The 20989-nt window shown below is 72.7% G+C and carries 22 protein-coding genes and 1 tRNA gene; 4 read left to right on the top strand and 19 right to left on the bottom strand.

The features are described 5' to 3' along the window. Window positions 1-10: 10 nt before the first annotated feature. Complete coding sequence (locus Q7L73_RS01635) at window positions 11-1945, bottom strand: diguanylate cyclase (RefSeq protein WP_304688757.1); 1935 nt, start codon at window positions 1943-1945, stop codon at window positions 11-13. A 226-nt stretch (window positions 1946-2171) separates the two neighbouring features. On the opposite strand from Q7L73_RS01635, the gene Q7L73_RS01630 reads away from it, so the two are divergent. Then, on the top strand, window positions 2172-3311 hold the full coding sequence (locus Q7L73_RS01630; RefSeq protein ID WP_304688620.1) for a glycosyltransferase: 1140 nt from the start codon (window positions 2172-2174) through the stop codon (window positions 3309-3311). A gap of 35 nt (window positions 3312-3346) precedes the next feature. On the opposite strand, the gene Q7L73_RS01625 is transcribed toward Q7L73_RS01630, so the two are convergent. The 5 genes from Q7L73_RS01625 to Q7L73_RS01605 all read right to left on the bottom strand — a co-directional run bounded on the left by Q7L73_RS01625 (window position 3347) and on the right by Q7L73_RS01605 (window position 5943). Beyond that, window positions 3347-3652 carry a glutathione S-transferase N-terminal domain-containing protein gene (locus Q7L73_RS01625; RefSeq protein ID WP_304688618.1) on the bottom strand — a complete coding sequence of 102 codons (306 nt, stop codon included), beginning with the start codon at window positions 3650-3652 and terminating at the stop codon, window positions 3347-3349. Between the two features lie 30 nt (window positions 3653-3682). After that, a complete protein-coding gene (locus Q7L73_RS01620) occupies window positions 3683-4099 on the bottom strand; it encodes a hypothetical protein (RefSeq protein WP_304688616.1) in 417 nt (138 codons plus the stop codon). Window positions 4100-4103: 4 nt separating this feature from the next. Further along, on the bottom strand, window positions 4104-4400 hold the full coding sequence (locus Q7L73_RS01615) for a type II toxin-antitoxin system HicB family antitoxin (RefSeq protein WP_304688614.1): 297 nt from the start codon (window positions 4398-4400) through the stop codon (window positions 4104-4106). Continuing rightward, entirely contained in the window at window positions 4397-4597 is a 201-nt protein-coding gene (locus tag Q7L73_RS01610) for a type II toxin-antitoxin system HicA family toxin (RefSeq protein ID WP_304688613.1), read from the bottom strand. Before Q7L73_RS01610 ends, Q7L73_RS01615 begins: the two co-directional genes overlap by 4 nt. A gap of 80 nt (window positions 4598-4677) precedes the next feature. Beyond that, on the bottom strand, window positions 4678-5943 hold the full coding sequence (locus Q7L73_RS01605; protein ID WP_304688612.1) for an MFS transporter: 1266 nt from the start codon (window positions 5941-5943) through the stop codon (window positions 4678-4680). A gap of 30 nt (window positions 5944-5973) precedes the next feature. On the opposite strand from Q7L73_RS01605, the gene Q7L73_RS01600 reads away from it, so the two are divergent. Next, entirely contained in the window at window positions 5974-6609 is a 636-nt protein-coding gene (locus Q7L73_RS01600; RefSeq protein ID WP_304688611.1) for a GntR family transcriptional regulator, read from the top strand. A 41-nt stretch (window positions 6610-6650) separates the two neighbouring features. Here the strand turns inward: Q7L73_RS01600 and Q7L73_RS01595 are convergent, their stop codons facing one another. From Q7L73_RS01595 to recO, 6 genes are all read right to left on the bottom strand, one after another. Beyond that, on the bottom strand, window positions 6651-7145 hold the full coding sequence (locus tag Q7L73_RS01595) for a hypothetical protein (protein WP_304688610.1): 495 nt from the start codon (window positions 7143-7145) through the stop codon (window positions 6651-6653). Window positions 7146-7211: 66 nt separating this feature from the next. Next, window positions 7212-7284: transfer RNA gene (locus Q7L73_RS01590), tRNA-Asn, on the bottom strand. A gap of 52 nt (window positions 7285-7336) precedes the next feature. Beyond that, the gene (gene dnaG / locus Q7L73_RS01585) at window positions 7337-9376 is read right to left on the bottom strand and encodes a DNA primase (RefSeq protein ID WP_304688608.1); all 2040 of its coding nucleotides are present in this window, start codon (window positions 9374-9376) and stop codon (window positions 7337-7339) included. Next, window positions 9373-10425 (bottom strand): deoxyguanosinetriphosphate triphosphohydrolase, encoded by a 1053-nt coding sequence (locus Q7L73_RS01580; RefSeq protein WP_304688606.1) that lies wholly within the window; start codon window positions 10423-10425, stop codon window positions 9373-9375. The genes dnaG and Q7L73_RS01580 overlap by 4 nt, the downstream gene beginning before the upstream one ends. A 63-nt stretch (window positions 10426-10488) precedes the next feature. Further along, the gene (gene ppdK, locus Q7L73_RS01575; protein ID WP_304688605.1) at window positions 10489-13185 is read right to left on the bottom strand and encodes a pyruvate, phosphate dikinase; all 2697 of its coding nucleotides are present in this window, start codon (window positions 13183-13185) and stop codon (window positions 10489-10491) included. A 62-nt stretch (window positions 13186-13247) separates the two neighbouring features. Next, the gene (gene recO, locus Q7L73_RS01570) at window positions 13248-13976 is read right to left on the bottom strand and encodes a DNA repair protein RecO (RefSeq protein WP_304688604.1); all 729 of its coding nucleotides are present in this window, start codon (window positions 13974-13976) and stop codon (window positions 13248-13250) included. Between the two features lie 29 nt (window positions 13977-14005). Here recO and grxC point away from each other — a divergent pair, with 29 nt between their 5' ends. Next, window positions 14006-14260, top strand: coding sequence for a glutaredoxin 3 (gene grxC / locus Q7L73_RS01565; RefSeq protein ID WP_304688602.1), 255 nt, complete (start codon window positions 14006-14008; stop codon window positions 14258-14260). Between the two features lie 15 nt (window positions 14261-14275). Here the strand turns inward: grxC and Q7L73_RS01560 are convergent, their stop codons facing one another. The 5 genes from Q7L73_RS01560 to Q7L73_RS01540 all read right to left on the bottom strand — a co-directional run bounded on the left by Q7L73_RS01560 (window position 14276) and on the right by Q7L73_RS01540 (window position 18304). Next, the gene (locus Q7L73_RS01560) at window positions 14276-15031 is read right to left on the bottom strand and encodes an amino acid ABC transporter ATP-binding protein (RefSeq protein WP_304688600.1); all 756 of its coding nucleotides are present in this window, start codon (window positions 15029-15031) and stop codon (window positions 14276-14278) included. Next, complete coding sequence (locus Q7L73_RS01555) at window positions 15028-15882, bottom strand: amino acid ABC transporter permease (RefSeq protein ID WP_304688598.1); 855 nt, start codon at window positions 15880-15882, stop codon at window positions 15028-15030. Before Q7L73_RS01555 ends, Q7L73_RS01560 begins: the two co-directional genes overlap by 4 nt. Before the next feature lie 28 nt (window positions 15883-15910). Then, window positions 15911-16807, bottom strand: coding sequence for an ABC transporter substrate-binding protein (locus Q7L73_RS01550; protein ID WP_304688596.1), 897 nt, complete (start codon window positions 16805-16807; stop codon window positions 15911-15913). Between the two features lie 110 nt (window positions 16808-16917). Then, window positions 16918-17772 (bottom strand): bifunctional DNA-formamidopyrimidine glycosylase/DNA-(apurinic or apyrimidinic site) lyase, encoded by an 855-nt coding sequence (gene mutM, locus Q7L73_RS01545; protein ID WP_304688594.1) that lies wholly within the window; start codon window positions 17770-17772, stop codon window positions 16918-16920. Between the two features lie 19 nt (window positions 17773-17791). After that, window positions 17792-18304: a hypothetical protein gene (locus tag Q7L73_RS01540; protein ID WP_304688592.1), complete on the bottom strand. Its 513-nt coding sequence runs from the start codon at window positions 18302-18304 to the stop codon at window positions 17792-17794. A 29-nt stretch (window positions 18305-18333) separates the two neighbouring features. On the opposite strand from Q7L73_RS01540, the gene Q7L73_RS01535 reads away from it, so the two are divergent. Next, the gene (locus Q7L73_RS01535; RefSeq protein WP_304688591.1) at window positions 18334-18738 is read left to right on the top strand and encodes an MmcQ/YjbR family DNA-binding protein; all 405 of its coding nucleotides are present in this window, start codon (window positions 18334-18336) and stop codon (window positions 18736-18738) included. On the opposite strand, the gene Q7L73_RS01530 is transcribed toward Q7L73_RS01535, so the two are convergent. Further along, window positions 18735-19907, bottom strand: coding sequence for a phosphopentomutase (locus tag Q7L73_RS01530; protein ID WP_304688589.1), 1173 nt, complete (start codon window positions 19905-19907; stop codon window positions 18735-18737). The genes Q7L73_RS01535 and Q7L73_RS01530 overlap by 4 nt on opposite strands. 14 nt (window positions 19908-19921) lie before the next feature. Further along, a complete protein-coding gene (gene xerD, locus Q7L73_RS01525) occupies window positions 19922-20872 on the bottom strand; it encodes a site-specific tyrosine recombinase XerD (RefSeq protein ID WP_304688587.1) in 951 nt (316 codons plus the stop codon). Between the last annotated feature and the right edge of the window lie 117 nt (window positions 20873-20989).

Genomic DNA, 20989 nt, shown 5'->3' with positions numbered 1-20989 from the left:
GCCGGGGCGCTCACACGCCGGCCGGGGCCGGGGAGCGCTCGTCGTCGTCGTCGCGATCGGTCAGCGGCTCCTCCAGCAGCTCCAGCAGCGCGTCGACGACGCGCGGGTCGAGCTGCGCGCCGGCGACGCGGCGCAGCTCGCCGCGTGCGGCGGCCGGCGTCCGCGGCGAGCGCCACGGCCGCGGCGAGGTCATCGCGACGTAGACGTCGCAGGCGAGCAGGATCCGCGACTCCAGCGGTATCTCGACGCCGGCGAGCCCGTCCGGGTAGCCGCCGCCATCCCAGCGCTCGTGCTCGTGGCGGACGATCGGCGCCGCGTCGCGCAGCAGCGGCAGCGCCCTCAGCATCCGCTCGCCGATCAGCGGGTGCTCGCGCAGGATCGCGCGCTCCTCGTCGTGCAGCTCGCCCGGGTGCGCCAGCAGCGCGGCCGGGACGCCGACGGTGCCGACGTTGTGGAACAGCGCGGCGAGGTAGAGCTGGCGGCGCTCGTCGTCGGCGAGGTCGAGCGCGCGGCCGAGCTGCCAGGCGAGGTCGGCGAGGCGCCACTGCTCGGCGTCGTCGCTCTCCTCGCCGGCGACGGCGCTGCCGCCGACCTCCGCGTCGGCGTCGGCGGCGATCCGGTACAGCTCGCCGAAGCCGGAGACGCTGAGCTTGTCGAGCAGCCGCCGGCAGGCGAGCGCACGGCCGAGCTGCTGGGCGATCGCCTCCGCCAGCGCGCGCTCGACGATTCCGTAGGCGCGCGGCCGGTCGCACGCGATCAGCAGGCAGCCCCAGACGCCGGTGCCGTCCGGCACCGCGACCGCCAGCTCACTGCGCACGAGCGCGCCGTCGATCCAGCGGCTGCCACGCTCCTCCTCGACGACCGCCGGCCCGGCGGCCGCGAGTGCGCGGCGGACGCTGGAGCGGCCGGCGAGCGCGCGGCCATTTGCGTCGGCCTCGCCGCCGGAGCCGAGCACGATCAGTCGCGGCTCGACGGTCGCGGCGCTGATCTCGTCGCCGGCGGCATGCGGCCAGGTCGCGAGCGCGGCCGAGCCGATCGAGTCGAAGGCACCGGTCAGGAAGGCGACGGTCGTCTCCGCCAGCGTGTGCTCGTCGCGGGCGCCGGCGAGCGCGCGGGCGAGGCCCGACAGCAGCGCCAGCCGCGCCGTCTCGCCACGGCCGAGGCGGCCGGCCTGGCGGCGCGACTCGGAGGTCGCCGGCCGCTGGCGCGGCGGTCTGTCGCTGCCGCGAGCGCGCTTGGCTTCGCGCAGCGCGGCGTCCGCGCGCAGGATCAGCTCGTCAGCGCTGCGGGCCGGCTCGCCGAAGGTCGCCCAGCCGGCGCAGGCGCCGAGCCGCCGCTCGCCGTTGACGCCGAACGGGATGTGCTCGATCGCCTCCGTCAGGCGGCGGCTGAGGTCGGCCGCCTCGACGGCGCCGGCGCGAACCGCGACGACCGCGAACTCGTCGCCGCCCTGGCGGCAGCAGACGTCCTCCTCGCGCAGCGTCTCGCGCAGCGCGGCGGCGACGTGCCTGAGGGCGTCGTCGCCGGCGAGGTGGCCCAGCTCGTCGTTGATCGCCTTGAAGCCGTCGAGGTCGAGCAGCACGAGCGAGAAGGGATCGTCGTGGCGCCGCGAGCGGGCGACCTCAGCGGCAAGTTGGCGCGTGAACATCCGATAGTTGCCGAGACCGGTCAGCTCGTCGAGGTCAGCCATGCGCAAAGCGTCAGCTTCTCGCCGCGCAAGCTGCGCCTGCGCGACCCGCAGGCTGCCGAGCGCGCGCACGAGCACCCACAGCGCCGAGAGGGCGACGAGGCCCGCGACGACCGCGACGACGATCCGCGGCGTCGAAGGCAGCTCGACGACGACGGCGGCGACCAGCACCGCCAGTGCGAGCGCACCGGCGATCAGCGCCGCCCGCACGCCGTGCGCGCGGAGGCGTTCAGGCTCGTTCGGCGCTGTTGCGGGCATGCTCACGCCCGCATCCGCGCCGTCCGTCGCCGAACCGTCGTATTCTCGCGGCCGCTCAGTGGCCACTCGCGTCATGGGCCCCCAACGTCATCGCTGGTCATCCGTGCCACAGGTCATTAAAGCTCATCAAACCTCCCGACATTCTGCACCGGTAAACGGTAATTCGTCCGCGTCGTCTCTGCGTCTGTTCCTCGGCGCCTTCGGAGACCCCGGTCACGCCTTCCCGATGCTCGCGCTCGGCGGCGAGCTGGCCCGCCGCGGGCATGCCGTCACGATGGAGACCTGGTCGCGCTGGCAGGCCGACGTGGAGGCCGCGGGGATGACCTTCGTTGCCGCGCCGGAGTACCCGGTCTTCCCGACGATGGAGCGGCCGATGACGATGTACGAGGCGGTCGTGCGGGCCGTCTCGGAGACGCGCCCGGCGGTCGCGAGGGCGCGGCCGCACGCGGTCGTCGCCGACATCCTCACGCTCGCGCCGGCGCTCGCGGCGGAGCTGGAGGGCATCCCAGCCGCGACGCTCGTCCCCCACGTCCACCCCGCCCCGCCGCCCGGCGCGCCGCCGTACTCGTTCGGCGCCCGCTGGCCGCGGACGGCGCTCGGGCGGCGCCTGTGGCAGCGTCTCGACCCGCTCGTCGAGCGCGGGCTGCGCTACGGGCAGCGGGAGCTGAACGAGACGCGCGCACAGCTCGACCTGCCGCCGGTGCAGCGCGTCCACGGCGGCCTCAGCGAGCGGCTGGTGCTGGTCGGCACCTATCCGCAGCTCGAGTACCCGCGCGACTGGCCGGCGCAGACGCACGTCGTCGGGCCGCTGCTGTGGGAGCCGCCGTCGGACCCGGTCGAGCTGCCGCCGGGCGACGCTCCGCTCGTGCTGGTCGCCCCGTCGACAGCGCAGGACAGAGAGCACAGACTGCTGCGGGCGGCGCTGGAGGGCCTCGGCGAGCTGCCGATCCGCGTGCTGGCGACCTGGAACCGGCGGCCGCTGGAGGGAGCGCCCGTGACCGTGCCGGACAACACGCGGCTCGTCGAGTGGGTCTCCTACGCGCGCACGATGCCCCAGTGCGCGCTCGTCCTCTGCCACGTCGGCCACGGCACGATGGTGCGGGCGCTGCACTCGGGCGCGGCGGTCGTCGCCTGCCCGGTCGCGGGCGACATGGGCGAGAACGCGGCGCGGCTGGACTGGGCCGGCGCGGGCGTGCGGCTGCCGTGGCGGCTGCTGCGCCCCGCGACGGTGCGGCTGGCAGTGCAGCGGGCGCTGGACGAGCCTGCGCTGCGGCGGCGCGCGGCCGAGCTGGCGGCGTGGAGCGCCGCCAACGACGCGGCCGCCCGCGCCGCCGACCTCGTCGAGCGGCTCGCGCGGGAAGGCTAGACGCGCCCGCAGTGGGCGCGCGGCTGTGCGACGCGTCAGTCGGCGGCGCCGACGCGGCCGGTCGCGGCGGCCGGATGGGCCGCCGCCCAGGCGATGATCTTCTTCGACTCGTTGATCGACTGCCCGTCGTCGGTGACGAGCAGCGGGACCCACGACTGCCCGCTCAGCCGCTTGACCTCGCGGCGGGTCGGGTTGACGACGTCGGGGAGGCCGCCGAAGCCGTACGTTCTGACGACCTCCGGCTCGTAGCCGGCCGCTCTCAGCGCGTCGAGCGCGTCACGGCAGGGATGGCTGCGGACGACCGGGACCTGAAAGGTCCCCCAGCACACGTAGAGCTTCATCGGACTCCTCCCCAGTGGATTGGGAGGACCCTACGCGACTCCGAGCGGCTCGACCACCGCGAACGGCGCGCGCGCGACCGTCTCGCCGTCGATCGTCAGGCGCCACTCGAACTGGCCGACGCCGAGCACGAGGCCGGTCAGGTTGAACGCCAGCGGCATGTTCAGCGTCGAGCCGGGCTTGAGGCCCTGTGGACGGCCCAGCTCGAACTGGCCGCTGGGCGCGACCGGCTCGCCGTTGATGACGATCTGGTTGCCGTCGCCGTCGAGCAGCTGGGCGATCAGCTCATGCGGCTGGTCGGCCTCGTCCCAGGCGACCTTGACGACGATCGCGAGCGCGACCGTGATCGCCTGGCCCGGCGCCTGGAGCAGGTTCCAGGCCGCGCCCATGATGTACAGCTTGCCGTTGATCGCCTCCGCGTGGTCGCAGAGCAGCAGATCAGCTTCCATAGTCCTATGCCGCCTTCGTGAGCCCGCTTGCGCGGATCGTGAGTCCAGGATTCGGTCCCGGCGCGGCCAGCTCCAGCCGCGCCCGTTGGCCGACGCTCGGTGCAGTCCACCACGAACGCGGGCCCGGCACGAGATGATGAAGGTCGAGCGCCTCCTCTGCGTACCAGGGCGCACCGGCGCGCGCGAGGTCGCGGACCTCCTCGAAGCTCGTACCGAACGCGGCGTAGCCGGGCAGGTCGGGCGACGAGGCCCACCAGCCCTCGGGATCGTCGTGGTAGATCAGTTGCGCGGTTCTCGTCACAGCAGGCTCCTCGCCTCATCTTCGCTGAGTCCGATCTCGCCGACAAGGACCTTCCGCACCAGCCCCGGCGGAACCGTCGCCGAGCTGTGGAACGAGAAGCCGATGTCAGGAAAGCCGTTGCGTGAGCGCAGCTTGCGGTGCGAGCCGCGCTGACGCACGATCTCGTAGCCGAGCGGCTCTCGTTTCAGCAGCGCCATCAGCTGCGCTGCCTTGAGCGCCGGGAACGGTGACGGTATGACATGCCTCCCCCTGGCGGTTGACTTCCCCGCCTCGGATCCTACGCGGTCGCGTGCGCGGCCAGGTTTCGCTCGCGTTGCCGTGACAGCTGGGCGCAGCGGACGAACGCGATCGCGGACAGCAGCACCATCGGCGCGAGCGCGAGCTTGAACTGGCCGGCGTCCGGCGTGCCGTCGCCGCCGAGCACCAGGCCCGCCACCTCGAGCGCGACGATCGCGGCGGAGAAGCCGCCGCAGTTGACGATCGCGGTCGCGGCGCCGCCGGCCTCGGGCGGGTTCTCGCGCCGGCCGAGCGCGAAGGCGACCATCCCGCCGGCCGCGGCAGCACCGGCGATCGCGAAGCCGGCGAACAGCAGCGGATGCGGGACCGCGTCGCCGTCGGGCCACAGCAGGATCGCCGCCCACAGCGCGACGACGAGCGCGTTCATCACCAGCAGCGTGCGGTTCTGCGCGCGCACGCCGCGGTCGGCGACGGCGCCCAGCAGCGGGCCGGCGACGGCGAAGCCGGCGGAGGTGACGAGCAGGTAGGTCGCCGCTCTGTGCTCGCTGAAGTGCTGGCCCTCGATCAGGAACGGCGCGCCCCAGAGGGCGCTGATCACCTGGAACGGCGCCATCAGCGCGAGGTGGGCCCAGAAGCCGTGGCGGGTGCCGGGGCGGCTCCACGCCTGCTTGAGCGTCTGGCCGATCGGCGCGTGCTCGTGCGCCTGCGGCGCGGGCACGCCGGGCGGACGGTCGCGGATCAGCGTGAAGGCGACTGCGGCCAGCGCGATCGTCGCGATGCTGCTGCCGACGAAGGTCGCGGTCCAGCCGGGGCCGTCGAGCGCGGCCTGCAGCGGGATCGTGCCGAGCAGCTGGCCGAGCGCGCCGACGACGCCGGTGAGGGCGGCCAGCAGCGAGCCCATGCGGGCGGGGAACCAGCTCTGCGTCAGCCGCAGGACGTTGATCAGGATCAGTGCGTCGCCCATGCCGATCAGCGCGCGGCCGGCGATCGCGGGCGGGACGCTGTGGGCGAGGCCGAAGACCAGCTCGCCGGCGGCGATCGCGACGAGGCCGAACGCGAGCGTGCGGCGCGGGCCGATGCGGTCGGCGGCGAGGCCGGCGGGGATCTGCATCGCGAGGTAGATGAGGAACTGCAGCGCGGTGAAGCTGGCCAGCACCTCGTGGTCGAAGTGCAGCCGCTGCTCGGCGCGCAGGCCGGCGACGCCGAGCGCCATGCGGTGGAAGACGGCGGCAAAGTAGAGGCTCGCGCCGACGGCCCAGATCAGCCAGGCACGGCGGGTGGCGCGCAAGTCGTCGACAGCTTGCATCTATGCTGAATCTATCGCATGATTCCTGCTGTGACCGCCGCTTCCCGCGCCTACGACCACGTCAAGCAGCGCCTGCTCTCAGGCGACTACGCCGACGGCGAGCTGCTGAGCGAGGGCGCGATCGCCGACGAGCTGGGCGTCAGCCGCACCCCCGTGCGCGAGGCGCTGCTGCAACTGCAGGCCGAGCACCTGCTCACGCTCTACCCCAAGCGCGGCGCGCTCGTGACGCCGATGTCGCCGAGAGCGGTCGCCGACCTGTTCGAGGTGCGCGAGCTGGTCGAGCGCCACACGCTGCGGCTGGCGGAGCCGGAGGTCGCCGTGCCGCAGCTGGAGGCAGTTCTGACGCGCCAGCGCGAGCTGCTCGCCGCCGACGATCGCGCCGGCTTCGTCGCCGCCGACCGCGACTTCCACCGCGCCTGGGTCGCCGCCGCCGGCAACGCGATCCTGCTCGACCTCTACGACGGCCTGCGCGACCGCCAACACCGCCTCGTCGCCGGCACCGTCGCCGCCGACGCCACCCGCGCCTCCGCGATCGTCGGCGAGCACCTGCGGATCGTGATCGCCCTGCGCGCCGGCGACCACAGCGCCGCCGAGCGCGCCCTGCTCGACCACCTCGACGTCGCCCGCGCCGCCTCCGGCGCCCCGCCGCGGCGCGACGCGCGCTGACGCGCTACGCGGGTCCGCGCCGCGGACCCGCGGCGCTCCGTCTAGCTCCGCCCCGGTGGGCGTCTGCGGTCGTCGCGGGCGAGCGCGAGGCGCAGCAGCTCGCCCTCGACGGCCTCGGCCATCGGGCCGGTCTGCGTCTCGACGTACGCGCGCAGCTCGTCCAGGTCGAGGCCGGCGTAGGTGCGCACGACGCCGTCGACCAGCAGCTTCGTGCCGACGATCCAGTCGTCGCCGCGCGAGCCGTCGCGGAACGACTCGCGCGCCGTGCCGCGTCCCCATTGCGTCGACTCCTTCTCGCGCGCGATGTGCGCTCTCAGCGTTCTGTCCAGTCCCTGCGCGGTCGGGCCTCTTCTGCCCAGCTCCCAGGCGACGCCGGTGACCGGCTCGCGGCGGCTGCGGACGCGCTCGACGTCGACGAGGTAGAGCAGCAGCACGAGTCTGCCGTGGTTGACGGTGACGCTGCGCCCGCGCGCGCTCTCGACGACGTACGCGGCGAGGTCGCCGAGGTCGGGCTCGCGCTTCTTGAAGAGGGTCACGGCAGGGAGGCTCCGGTCACGTGGTCCAGAACGACAAAAGCCCTGCACATGCAGGGCTTTTGAGAGCTCCCTGGGTTGGACTCGAACCAACAACCCTTCGGTTAACAGCCGAATGCTCTGCCAATTGAGCTACCAGGGATCGTGCGGCTCGATGATGGTAGCGGGAAGCTGCGCCGCGCGCAGCGTCACCCCTACCCCGCCGACTGGATCTGCTCCTGGAGCTTGCCGAGATGAGCGCGGATGGCGCCCTGGGTGCGCTTGAGGTCGGTGACGCCGCCGGTGCCGGCGGCCTTCGCGGTCGCGATCGCGCGGTCGATGCGGGCCAGCTCCAGCAGCGCCTCGGCGTGGTCGAGGCTGGCGCCGACCGCGCTCGTTCTCGCGGCCAGCTCGCGCAGTTGGGAGACGAGTGCGCGCAGCTCGGCGTCGTCGGCGGGCGGCAGCGCGGCGTCGTCCTCCGGCGAGGGGTCGGCGAGCGCGTCGAGGCGGCCCGCGACGGCCATGTGGGCGGCGGCGCGGCGGACGACCGGGTCGATCAGATGGGTCTCGTGATCGACGCGCGCGAGCGCGTCGCCGCCCTCGCGCGGGAAGGCGACGCACAGCACGAGGAACTCGCGCTCCAGCTTCGCCTGACGCGGATCGACTCGGACTGCGGCCGGCGCGCTCGTCGAGGCGACCTGGCCGGCGTCGGCCGCTGCGGCGTAGGCGTCGTCGTCGCCGGAGCGGCTGGCCCAGTAGGCGTCCTCGTCGTCGGCGCTGGGGCCGCCCCACGGCTCCTCCGGGCCGGGGTCGTGCCACTCGGCGCCGCCGTCGGCGTTCGCCGCGCCGGCAGGGGAGGCGGTAGGACGGGCTGAGCCGCCGCTCGCTGGGCTCGCGGCAGGCGGCTCAGGCTCCGCCGCGCCCGCCGGCTGCTCCGGCGGCGCCGCTGCCGCCGCGCGTTCCAGCAGCTGCGCCGTCAGCGTCCGCTCGAGGCCCAGTCTCGTCGCGATCCGGCCGACCAGCTCCTCGCGCAGCACGCTCGGCGGCTGCGCGGCCAGCACGGGCCCCAGCTCGGCCAGCGTGCGGTCCTTGCTCTCCGCGTCGCCGAGGTCGGCGCCGGCGAGGATCTTGTCGACGTGGAAGGAGACGAACGGGACCGACTTGGCGACCAGCTCGCGGACCGCGCCCGGACCCTGCTGCTGGACGAGGTCGGCGGGATCCATCCCGTCGGCCAGGCGGGCGACGCGCAGCTCCAGTCTGCGGCCGGCGGCGATCCGCGAGGCGCGCACCATCGCCTCCTGGCCCGCCCCGTCGGCGTCGAGCGCCAGCACGAGCGTTCTCGCAGTCCGCTCCAGCTCGCGCGCCTGCTCCTCCGTCAGCGACGTGCCCATCACGCCGACGGCGTTCTCGATCCCCGCCTGGTGCAGCGCGAGCACGTCGGTGTAGCCCTCGGCCAGCACGATCGTGCCGGCGCGCGCGGCCGGTCTGCGCGCGAGGTCGATCCCGAACAGCTGCTGGCTCTTGTGGAAGACCTCGCCGTCGCTGCTGTTGAGGTACTTCGGCGGCTGGTTGTCGCGCATCGCGCGGGCGCCGAAGCCGACGACGCGGCCGCGCGCGTTCGCGAGCGGGAACATGATCCGCTCGCGGAAGCGGTCGTAATACGAGCCGGGGCGCTGCCGGCTTCTCTGCGCGAGCCCGGTCGCCAGCAGCTCCTCCTCGCTGAAGCCGGCCTGGCGCGAGCCGAGCAGCATCTTGTCCCAGGCGCTCGGCGCGTAGCCGACGCGGAACGTTCTCAGCGTTCTCTCCTCCAGGCCGCGTCTGGCGAGGTAGGCGCGCGCCTGCGCGGCCTCGGCCGAGGCCCACAGGTAGCGGGCGTAGTAGTCCGCGGCGCGGTCCAGCAGCGCGTGCAGGCGGTCGCGCCGCTCGCGCCGCGCTCTCGCCAGCGGATCCTCGTCCTCCACCTCCAGCGTCACGCCGAAGCGCGACGCGAGCGACTCCAGCGCGCCTCTGAAGTCGAGCCCGTCGAGCTGCATGACGAAGTCGAACGGGTCGCCCGACTCGCCACAGCCGAAGCAGTGGTAGTGCTTCTCCTCCGGGCGCACGTGGAACGAGCCGGTGCGCTCGTCGTGGAACGGGCAGCGGCCGAAGTAGGAGTTGACGCCGGCCCGCCGCAGCTCGGTCTTGCCGGAGACGAGCGCGATCATGTCGACCGCGTCGCGGACGCGCTCCTTGGAGTCGGGCGTGTAGCGGCTCACAACGCGAAGGAGTCGGGGACGGTCAGGTCCTCGAAGCGGCGGATGCAGTAGCGGTCCGTCATGCCCGCGAGGTAGTCGGTGACGCGGTCGGCGAGGTCGGCGTCGCCCACCGGCAGCAGCGGCGGGATCTGCTCGGGATGCTCGACGTAGTGGTCGAAGAGCGTGCTCACCACGCGCTTGATCTTGTCGTGCTCGGCGCGCGCGGCCGGCCCGAGGTAGACGTGCTCGAACATGTAGCCGCGCAGCTCGGCCATCGCGGCGCCGGCCTCCGCGCTCTGGACGATGTCGTCGCCGGCGCGGGCCGACTGCTCGACGACGTCGTGGACCAGCAGGTCGATCCGCTGCGCGCCGCTCGCTCCCAGCGCCGCGATCGGCGCGGCCGGCAGGTCGCGCTCGGCGAGCACGCCGGCGCGGACGGCGTCGTCGATGTCGTGGTTGATGTAGGCGACGCGGTCGAGCAGGCGCACGATCCGGCCCTCCAGCGTCCGCGGCAGCGGCGCGCGGCCGGAATGGCCGAGGATCCCGTCGCGGACCGGCTGCGTCAGGTTGAGGCCGGCGCCGTCGCGCTCCAGCCGCTCGACGACCCGCAGCGAGTGCTCGTGATGGCGGAAGCACCGCCCGAAGCGGCGCTGCAGGCATCTGTCGATCACGTCCTCGCCGATGTGGCCGAACGGCGGGTGGCCGAGGTCGTGGCCGAGCCCGATCGCCTCCGTCAGGTCCTCGTTGAGGCCGAGCGCGCGGGCGACGGTGCGCGACACCTGCGTCACCTCCAGCGTATGCGTGAGGCGGGTGCGGTAGTGGTCGCCCTCGGGCGCGACGAAGACCTGGGTCTTGTGCTTGAGCCGCCGGAAGGCCTTGCTGTGGACGATCCGGTCGCGGTCGCGCTGGAACGGCGTGCGCAGCCCGCAGTCCTCCTCCGGGCGCTCGCGCACGGCCGGATAGGAGCGGGTCGCGCGCGGCTGCAGCGTCCGCTCCTCCTGCTCCTGGATCCGCCGCGCGAAGGCCGTTGCGACGGGGCCGGTGGGATGAGTGCGGGCGGTGGCGGACATCGCACCCTTGATTCTGGCAGCGGGCGGCGGCGAAGCAACAGCCGCCTGCCGCCCGCGTGTGCGTCAGGCCTCCTGCGCGAGCCGTCCCGTCACCGCCGCGCGGGCGGCTGCGACGCGCGCGATCGGGACGCGGTACGGGGAGCAGGAGACGTAGTCGATCCCCGAGTGGTGGAAGAAGTCGATCGAGTCGGGGTCGCCGCCGTGCTCGCCGCAGACGCCGAGCTTGAGGTCATGCTTGGTCTTGCGGCCGAGCCAGGCGGCCATCCGCACCATCTGGCCGACGCCGGGCGTGTCGAGCGTCTCGAACGGCGAGCGGTCGAGGATCTTGCGCTCGAGGTAGACGCCCATGAACTTCGACTCGACATCGTCGCGCGAGAAGCCGAGCGCGGTCTGCGTCAGGTCGTTGGTGCCGAACGAGAAGAAGTCGGCCTCCTTCGCGATCAGGTCGGCCTGGAAGCAGGCCCGCGGCAGCTCGATCATCGTGCCGACGGTGAAGTCGCGGCCGACCTCCAGGCCGCGCTTGGCAGCCGCGTCGAGCACGAGCTTGCGCATGATCTCCAGCTCGGTCTCGTAGTCGACCAGCGGAATCATCACCTCCAGGTGCGGTGCCTCGCCCGACCGCTCCCGCACCGCGACGGCGGCGTCGAAGATCGCCTCGACCTGCATCTCGTAGATCTCCGGGTAGAGGATCCCGAGGCGGCAGCCGCGCGTGCCGAGCATCGGGTTGACCTCCTCCAGCGTCTTCACGCGCAGCAGCGTCTTCTGCAGCTCGGCGAGCTTGCCGCCGCCCGCGCCGCCGTCGGTCGCGCCGGCCGAGCGCAGCTCCTCCAGCTCGTGCTCGATCTCGTGGCGCTGGGGCAGGAACTCGTGCAACGGCGGGTCGAGCAGGCGGATGCAGACCGCGAGGCCCGTCATCGCCTCGAACAGGCCCTCGAAGTCCTCCTGCTGCAGCGGCTGCAGGTGGGAGAGCGCCTCGCGCCGCTCCTGCTCGGTCTCGGCCATGATCATCGCCCGCATCTTCGGCTGGCGGTCGGCGGCCATGAACATGTGCTCGGTGCGGCAGAGGCCGATCCCCTCGGCGCCGAACTCGCGCGCCCGTCTGGCGTCGCGCGGGGTGTCGGCGTTGGCGCGGATGCCGAGCGTGCGCAGCTCGTCGGCCCACGTCAGGACGGTCTCGAACTGCTCGCTCCAGTCGGCCTCGACGAGCGGCACGTCGTCGACCGTGATCAGGCCGGTCGAGCCGTTGATCGCGATCAGCTCGCCGCCGCGGATGACGACGCCGCCCGGGGCGCGTATCTCGCCGGCGGCGACGTCGATCTCCAGCGTCGAGGCGCCGCAGACGCACGGCCGTCCCATCCCGCGCGCGACGAGCGCCGCGTGCGAGGCCTTGCCGCCCTCGCTCGTGAGGATCCCCCTGGCGGCGTGGAAGCCGGCGACGTCGTCGGCCTCGGTGAACGGGCGTACGAGCACCACGGCACGGCCCTCGGCGGCTGCCGCGACGGCCTCGTCGGCGGTGAAGACGACCTCGCCCTTGGCCGCGCCCGGCGAGGCGGCCACGCCGCGCGCGAGCGCTCTCGGCTCGAACGCCGGGTCGAAGGTCGGGTGCAGCAGCGCGTCGAGCGCGGAGGCGTCGATCGTCAGGAGCGCCTGGTCGCGGTCGAGCAAGCCCTCGCCGACGGCGTCGACGGCGAACCGCACGGCCGCCTGCGCCGGGCGCTTCGCGTTGCGCGTCTGGAGCATGTAGAGGTGCCCCTCCTCGACCGTGAACTCGGTGTCCTGCATGTCGCCGTAGTGGCGCTCCAGCGTCTGCAGGATCTCCATCAGCTCGGCGTGGGCGGCCGGCATGATCTCGGCCAGCTCGGCGATGTCGCGCGTGTTGCGGACGCCGGAGACGACGTCCTCGCCCTGCGCGTTCTGGAGGAAGTCGCCGGAGGGCTCGGGCGCCCCGGTCACCTCGTCGCGGCTGAAGGCGACGCCGGAGCCGGAGCTCTCCCCCTTGTTGCCGAAGACCATCTGCTGGACGTTGACGGCGGTGCCCCAGCTGTCGGGGATGCGGTTGATGCGGCGGTAGTGGATCGCGCGCTCGCCCATCCACGAGTCGAAGACGGCGCGGATCGCCTGCCGCAGCTGCTCGCCCGGCTCCTGCGGGAAGGCCTCGCCGGTGTGCTCCTCGAAGATCGCCTTGAAGCGGCCGGTCAGCTCGCGCAGCGCGTCGACGTCGAGGTCGGTGTCGAGCGTCGCGCCGCGATCGGCCTTCAGCTGTCTGATCGTCGCTTCGATCCGCTCGCCCGGCACGCCGCGCACGACGTTGCCGAACATCTGCACGAAGCGGCGGTAGGAGTCCCACGCGAAGCGCGGGTTGCCGGTCTTCGCGGCGAGGCCCTCGACCGAGCGGTCGTTGAGGCCGAGGTTGAGGACCGTGTCCATCATCCCGGGCATCGACTCGCGCGCGCCGGAGCGGACCGAGACGAGCAGCGGGTCCGCGTCGTCGCCGAGCGTCTTGCCGGCCTGCTGCTCGAGCCGTGAGAGCGCCTCGGCGACCTCCTCGGCGAGCCCGTCGGGCTCGCTTCTGCCGGCGTCCATGTAAGCGACGCAGGCGGAGGTGGTGATCGTGAAGCCGGCCGGCACTCGCTCCGGGCCCAGGATCCGCGTCATCTCAGCGACGTTCGCCCCCTTCCCCCCGAGCAGCTCGCGCATATCGCGCGACCCCTGCGAGAAGTCGTAGACGTAGGTCGTGTCAAGCACAGCTCTCTCGGTCATCCGGGGACTATATTGGTCCGACCATTGTTGTCAAACACGCGGCCGAGCGCCGCGCGGCGCCGCTAGCGGCGGTGCGCCACGGCCCGCAGATGCACGTGCGCGTGGTGCTCGGCCGTCTCGGCGATCGCCCGCTCGGCCTGTCGCAGCGCCCGCTCGCTCGCGTCGGGCGCCTCTGCCAGAGGTCTCCCCAGCGCGGCGACGAGAAAACCGTGCGCCTCCTCGGTCAGCGGGAAGGCCGACGCCTCGCAGGCCATGCAGACGACCCCGCCGGCGGCGCCCGAGAAGCCGCTCAGGTGGTCGCTCTCCCCGCACGAGGCGCAGGAGGCGAGCTGCGGTGTGAAGCCGCCGGCGACGAGCAGCTTGAGGCGGAAGGAGAGCTGCGCGGCGGCCGCCGCGTGCCGTCTGTCGCCGTCGAGCAGCGTGAGGTTGTTCGCCAGCAGGTGGAAGACGGCCGGGCTCGGGTCGTCGGTCTCGAACAGGCGCGAGACGGCGTCGCAGGCGCGCGCGGCGGCGTCGAGCGAGTCCGATCTCTCGCGCAGCGGGCCGTGCGGGTCGATCGTGTCGGCGGTCGTGACGGTGTGGAGGTCGCCGCGGCTCAGGTGCAGGTTGACGCTGAGGTGGAAGAACGGCTCCAGCCGCGCGCCGAAGCGGCTGCGGGTTCTGCGCGCGCCCTTGGCGATCGCGCCGAGACGGCCGTGCTCGGGCGTGTACAGGTGGAGGATCCGATCGGCCTCGCCGAAGCGGATCGAGCGCAGCACGATCGCCTCAGTGCGCAGGGAGCGGGATGCCATGGGAGGAGGTCGCTATATTCCGTGAAGTAATGGCCGAGATCACGCTCTACACCACAGATGCCTGCCCGTACTGCGTGCGGGCCAAGATGCTGCTCGAGAAGCGCGGGCTGGAGTTCTCAGAGATCAATCTGGCACGTGATCCCGACGGACGCGCTCAGCTGGTCGAGAAGACCGGCATGATGACCTTCCCGCAGATCCTGATCGACGGCGAGACGCTCGGCGGCTTCGACCAGCTCGCCGCCGCCGATCGCAGCGGCAAGCTGAAGGAGCTGCTCGCAGTCTGAGCCGCTCGCGCGCCGCTACACGCGGTGCGCGTCGAGCAGCCGTCTGAGGAAGCGCTGCGTCTCCGGCTGCTCGGGCGCGGTGAAGATCGTCTCCGGGTCGCCGCGCTCGACGATCAGCCCCTCGTGCAGGAAGCAGACCTCGTCGGCGACTTCGCGTGCGAAGCCCATCTCGTGGGTGGTGATCAGCATCGTGATCCCCTCCGCCTTCAGCTCGCGGACGGCCTCCAGCACCTCCCCCACCAGCTCAGGGTCGAGCGCGCTGGTGACCTCGTCCAGCAGCAGCGCGCGCGGGTTCGGCGCCAGCGCGCGGGCCAGCGCGACCCGCTGCTGCTGGCCGCCGGAGAGCCGGTCCGGGTAGGAGCCCTCGCGGTCGCCGAGGCCGAACCGCGCCAGCAGCTCGCGCGCGCGATCCTCCGCCGCCTTGCGCTCCTGCCGGTGCGCGCGGCGCGGCGCGAGCGTGACGTTCTCCAGCACGGTCAGGTGCGGGAAGAGGTTGAACGCCTGGAAGACCATCCCGAGTCTGCGGCGGACCGCCGGCGGCTTGACGCCCGGGTCGGTGACGATCTCGCCGTCGATCAGCACGTCGCCGTCGTCGATCTCGTCCAGCAGGTCGATGCAGCGCAGCAGCGTCGACTTGCCGGAGCCCGAGGCGCCGATCAGCGCGATCGCCTTGTGCTCGTGGACGGCGAGATCGATCCCGCGCAGCACCTGCAGCTCGCCGTAGGACTTGGTGACGCCGCGGACCTCCACGACCGGCGTGCTGGCGCTCATGCCGTCACCGCCTCGGCCTGCCGCGCGCGGCGGCCGCGGTTCTGCAGGTGGTCGACGAACCGCGCCAGGGGCACCGTCACGCAGATGTAGAGCAGCGCGGCGGCCAGCAGCGGCGTGTAGTTGAAGTCGCTCGACGCCTGGATCTGGGCGACGCGGAAGGCCTCCAGCGGCCCGAGCACGGAGATCAGGGCGACGTCCTTCTGGAGCGAGATGAAGTCGTTCAGCAGCGGCGGGATCACACGTCTGACCGCCTGTGGCAGGACGACGAAGCGCATCGCCTGAACACGGTCGAGCCCGACCGCCAGCGCCGCCGAGACCTGGCTCGGGTGGACCGAGTCGAGACCGGCGCGGTAGACCTCGGAGACGTAGGCGCTGTAGGTCAGCGCGAGCGCGGCGCCGCCGAGCACGACCGGGTCGCTCGGCCAGCCGTCGAGCGCCAGCGCGGGGATGCCGAAGCCGACGAGGTAGACGAGCAGGATCGTCGGGATCCCGCGCATCACGTCCGTGTAGACCGCCAGCAGCAGGCGGATCGGGAACAGCGCCGGCGAGCGGGTCGTGCGCGCCAGCGCGATCGCGAGGCCGAGCAGCAGCACGACGACCTCGACGATCAGGAACAGCTTGACGTCGAGCCAGAAGCCTCTCAGGACGTCCGGGAAGCTGGTCTTGAAGGCGCTCCAGGAGAAGAACGTCGCCTTCACGTCGCCCCAGCCGGGGCTGGTGACGACGAGCAGCGCCAGCCCGCCGATCACGACGACCGACGAGATCAGTGCGATCAGGAAGCCGCGGCGCTCGCGCCGCCGCTTGGCGGCGGCGCGGACGGCTCTGCGGTCGGTCTGCTCGACGGCGGACAACGGACTGGCGGGCGGTGCGTTCCGGCGCCTACTGCAGCTCGGGCGCGCCGGCGGCCTCGCCCATCCACTGCTGCTCGATTCTGTCGAGCGTGCCGTCGCTTCTGAGCGTGTCGACGGCTCTGGAGACGCAGTCGGTCAGCTCCGAGCCTCTCGCCAGCAGCGCGCCCCACGAGTCGCCGCCGGGCGCGGCGAACTGGCCGACGATCGTCGCCTCCGGCACCTGCGCGGCGGTCAGGTAGAAGGCGGTCGGCAGGTCGACCACGACCGCGTCGACCTGGCCCTGCTTGAGCGCGCGCACGACGTCGTTGGAGTCGTTGAAGACCTTCGGCTGCTTCGACGGGGCGATTCTGTCGCTGACCGCGTCGAGGCTGGTCGTGCCGATCTGGACGCCGAGCTGGACGTCCTTGAAGTCGGCCAGCGAGGTCGCTCTCGCGCCGTCGCTCTTTCTCAGCGCGACGACCGCCTGCGGCGCCGTGTAGTACGGCGAGGAGAAGTCGACCGCTCTCTCGCGCTGCGGCGTGATCGAGATCTGGTTGACGTCGAAGTCGAACCGCTTCGGCCCCGGCGCGTAGGAGGAGTTGAACGGCTCCACGACCCACTTGACGTCGCCTCTGGCGAAGCCGAGCTGGTCGGCGATCGCGTAGGCGACGGCGCTCTCGAAGCCTCTGCCGTTGCTCGGGTCGTCGTCCTCGAAGTACGGCGGGTAGGCCGGTCTGTCGGTCGCAACGGTCAGCTGGCCGCCGTTGACGAGCTTCAGGCTGGCCTTGTCGCAGCTGCCCGCGACCGTCGTCGAGGTCGCGGCCGCGCCGGCCGCGGAGGTGCTCGCGCTGGTCTCCGAATCGTCGTCGGAGCCGCACGCGGCCAGGGTCAACGGCAGAGCGGCGGCCGTGAGCAGGGCGACGGCGTGACGACGTGTCGGGCGCATGAAAGGAGCTTCGCTTCCTCGTGGTGGGGGATTGGCGGGGCTTGGCGCGAATGCCGATCGGACATCGCGAGATTTCTGAATCGTAGCGAGACGGCGGGCGGCTGCGCTGCTCAGCGGTTCATCGGGACGATTCTCGCGCCGCGCGGACGGGGCTGGCAGTTCTCGCAGACATAGGTGCCGCGGCCGGCGGCGAGGATCTTGCGGACCGGGCCGCCGCAGTCGAGGCAGCCCTCGTCGGCGCGGCGGTGGATCAGGAAGCGGTCCTGGAACGAGCCGCGGGCGCCGTCGAGGTCGCGGAAGTCGTCGATCGAGGCGCCTCTGGCGTCGATCCCGAGCGTCAGCGCGTCGATGATCCCGGCGTGCAGCAGCTCCCATTGGGCGGTCGTGACTCTGCCGGCCGGGCGCAGCGGGTGGACCTTCGCGCGGAAGAGCGCCTCGTCGGCGTAGATGTTGCCGACGCCCGCTATCCGTCTCTGATCGAGCAGGAAGGCCTTGACCGGCGCGCGCGAGCCTCTCGCCAGCGCTCTCAGGTACTGCGGCGTGAAGGCGTCGGAGAACGGCTCGACGCCGAGGCGGGCGTCGAAGTAGGCGTTCAGCTCCGGCTCGCCGGCGACGAGCCAGCCGGTGCCGAAGCGGCGCGGATCGACGAAGCGCAGGTCGTGGCCGTCGTCGAAGCCGAAGTGGGCGCGCGTGTACGGCGTTCTCTCGGGCGCGTCGTAGAGCAGGTTGCCCGTCATGCGGAGGTGGATCAGCAGGTACATCTCCTCCTCCGCCTCCCAGATCAGGTACTTGCCGCGGCGGCGGAAGGCGACGATCTCGCGGCCGAGCAGCGGCGCGACGACCTCGTTGGGAGCGCGCGGCGCGGTCCAGCGCTCGTCGCGGACGGCGTAGGCGACGAGCACGCGGCCGACCAGGCGCGGCTCCAGCTGGCGGCGGACGGTCTCGACTTCGGGCAGCTCTGGCACGGCGTCGAGGGTAGCCGGCTCAGTGGCCGACTATCGACTTGAGCGCGACCAGCAGCAGGCCGACGGCGGTCAGCGCGGCGCCGGCGAGCAGGCTGCGGCCGATCGGCATCCCGGCGGCGCGGTAGGCGCCGAAGGCGTAGAGGCCGAGGACTGCGACGCCGAACCACTTCGCGACCGTGAACGCGGTCTCGGTCTCCATCGCTCTGAACGCGGCCAGCACGAAGAAGACGATCGGCGCCAGCGCGGCGACGCCGTGGACGCAGATGCCGGCGAGGATCTCGCGTCGCTCCTTGCCTCTCAGCGGCCGGTGGAGGTGGATCATCTCCTGCAGGAACTCGGCGTAGGCCTCCGCGACCGCGACGACGAATGCGGCGCCGACGATCGAGACGATCGCGGTACCGGGAGAGGCGTGCTCGTGATCGAGCACCAGCACGAGCGCGAGCACGACGATCGAGCCGTAGACGACCGTGCCCGCGTGCCCCTCCGTGACGTGATGCCGCAACCAGCGCCAGACCATCGCGGTCGGCAGCATTGCACGTGCGACGGTGGGAAACTGGCGTGATGGCGACCTCAGACGATCTGCGCGCGCTCGCGCTGGCGCTGCCCGAGGCGCGCGAGCGTCCCTCCTATGGCTCGCCGGCCTTCTTCGTCAGCAGAGCGCTGTTCGCGCGGATGCTCGACGGCCGCGGCCACACCGACCCTGGCGACGGCTCGCTCGACGGCGCGCTCGAATGGCCCGCCGTCGCGGTGCGGACGGCGTCCGTCGCCGAGCGCGAGCTGCTGATCGCCTCGCAGCCGCGCTCCTTCTACGCCACGCCCCACTACGACGGCTACCCGATGGTGCTCGTGCGGCTGGCGACGGTCGGGACGGACGAGCTGCGGGAGCTGCTGGTCGAGGCGTGGCTGGCGCGGGCGCCGGCGCGGCTGCGGGCCGCGCACGAGGCGGAGCTGCTCGGCTCCGCCTAGAGGAACGGCGCGCCGGGCAGCGCGGGCGCGTCGCGGCCGGCGAGCCAGCGCAGCACGCTCGCACCCACGTCCGCCAGCGGGCCGTCGTGGCGGCGGCCGCCGTGGCCGTCGAACAGCGCCAGCAGCGGCGCGTGCTCGCGCGTGTGGTCGGTGCCCGGGTGGGCCGGGTCGACGCCGTGGTCGGCGGTCAGCACGAGCAGGTCGCCCGGTCGCAGCAGCGACTCCCAGACCGCGGCCGCCGCGTCGATCTCTCTCAGCGCGCGGTGGAAGCCCTCGATGTCCTTGCGGTGGCCGAAGACCTGGTCGGTCTCGATCAGGTTGGTGAAGACGAAGCCCTGCTCCAGCTCGCGCAGCAGGCGCGTCGTCTGCTCGATCGCGGCGGCGTTGGTCGCGCCCGGGTGCTGGACGGAGAAGCCGCGGCCGGCGAACAGCTGGCCGACCTTGCCGACGGCGTGGGTCTCGATCCCGGCCTCGCGCAGCTCGTCCAGATGGCTGCGCGCGGTCGGCGGGAGCGCGAAGTCGCGCCGCTCGTCGGTCCGCTCGAACGCCCCCGGCGCGCCGTCGAACGGACGCGCGATCACGCGCCCGACGGCGTGCTCGCCGACCATGATCCGCCGCACCTGGGCGCACAGCCTGTGCAGCTCCGCGGCGGGAAGCGAGTCGGTGTGGGCGGCGATCTGGAGGACCGAGTCCTGCGAGGTGTAGACGATCAGGGCGCCGTCCTGCAGCGAGGCGGCGCCGTACTCGTCGATCACGCTGAGGCCGTCGGTCGGGCGGTTGCAGACGACCGAGCGGCCGCTTGCTCGCTCGATCGTCGCGATCAGCTCGGGCGGGAAGCCGTCCGGGTAGGTCGGGCGCGGCGTTCTCGTCACGACGCCCATCAGCTCCCAGTGGCCGGTGGTCGAGTCCTTGCCGGCGCCGAGCGCGTGCAGACGGCCGTGCAGGACCGGTTCGGCCGCGGGCGCGACGCCCTCCAGCGGCAGGATCGAGCCGAGTCCGAGCCGCTGCAGGTTCGGCAGCTCCAGGCCGCCGGCCAGCTCGGCGAGATGGCCGAGCGTGTTGGTGCCGGCGTCGCCGTAGTCGGCCGCGTCCGGGAGCGCTCCGGCCCCGACCGCATCCAGCACGACGACGACCGCGCGACGAGCGCTGAGGTGACGGGGCCCCGGCATTTCGCGCGCGAACGCTACTGAAGCTGCGCGCGCGGGTGCGCGTCGAAGTACACGTCGCGCAGACGGTCGGCCGACAGGTGGGTGTAGATCTGCGTCGTGGCGATGTCGGCATGGCCGAGCATCTCCTGCAGCGAGCGCAGGTCGCAGCCGCCGGCGAGCAGATGGGTCGCGAAGGTGTGGCGCAGCGTGTGCGGGCTCATCTTCTCGCTCAGGCCGGCCGTTCTGGCATGGCGCTGGACGATCTTGTAGAGGCCCTGACGGGTCAGCCCCTGGCCGCGCTGGTTGACGAAGACGCGCTTCTCCTCGCCGATCCCGACGAGCTGGGGACGGCCGCGCAGCAGGTAGAAGCGCAGCGCGTCCAGCGCCTTCGAGCCGATCGGGACGAGGCGCTCCTTCGAGCCCTTGCCGTTGGCGCGCAGGACACCGTCCTCGACGTCGATCTCGTCCAGCCGCATGTCGACCGCCTCGGAGGCGCGCAGGCCGCAGGCGTACATCAGCTCCAGCAGCGCGCGGTCGCGCAGCGCGGCGGGCGTCGTGCCTCTCGGCTGAGCCAGCAGCAGCGCGACCTCGTCGCGCGTCAGCACCTTCGGCAGGCGCTTGCCGCGCGGCGGGCCCTTCAGCTCGCTGGTCGGGTCGCGGTCGAGGATCTCCTCGCGCCGCAGATGACGGTAGAACGAGCGCAGACAGGCGACCTTGCGCTGGATCGTCGTCGCCGCCGCGGGCGCTCTGCCCCCGCCGCCGCTGGCCAGCTCGCCGACGAAGGCGGCGAGGTCGCTGTGGTCGACGGCGAGCGCCTCTCTCCCCTCACGCGCCAGCCAGCCGCCGTACTGCAGCAGGTCGGAGCGATACGCCTCGAGCGTGTTGCGGCTGAGACCGCGCTCCAGCTCCAGGTAGGCGATGAAGTCGAGCACGAGGTCCTCGAAGGAGCCGGTGCGCAGCGGTTCGATCAGCGGCGTCGTCGTCATCGAGGGAGAGCTTCTGGCTCGCGCGGCACCCTCCTCCTGGCCGCAACGGAACGCCCAGGCGTGGCCGGTTTCTCGGAGGTGGACAAATTCCTCAGGGCGTGATGAAATTTTCATCAG

Origin of the sequence: Conexibacter sp. CPCC 205762 (assembly GCF_030646155.1) — a bacterium.
Classification (GTDB): domain Bacteria; phylum Actinomycetota; class Thermoleophilia; order Solirubrobacterales; family Solirubrobacteraceae; genus Conexibacter.
The sequence above is the reverse complement of the archived record's forward strand: the minus strand, read 5'-3'. Positions and strand labels throughout refer to the sequence as shown.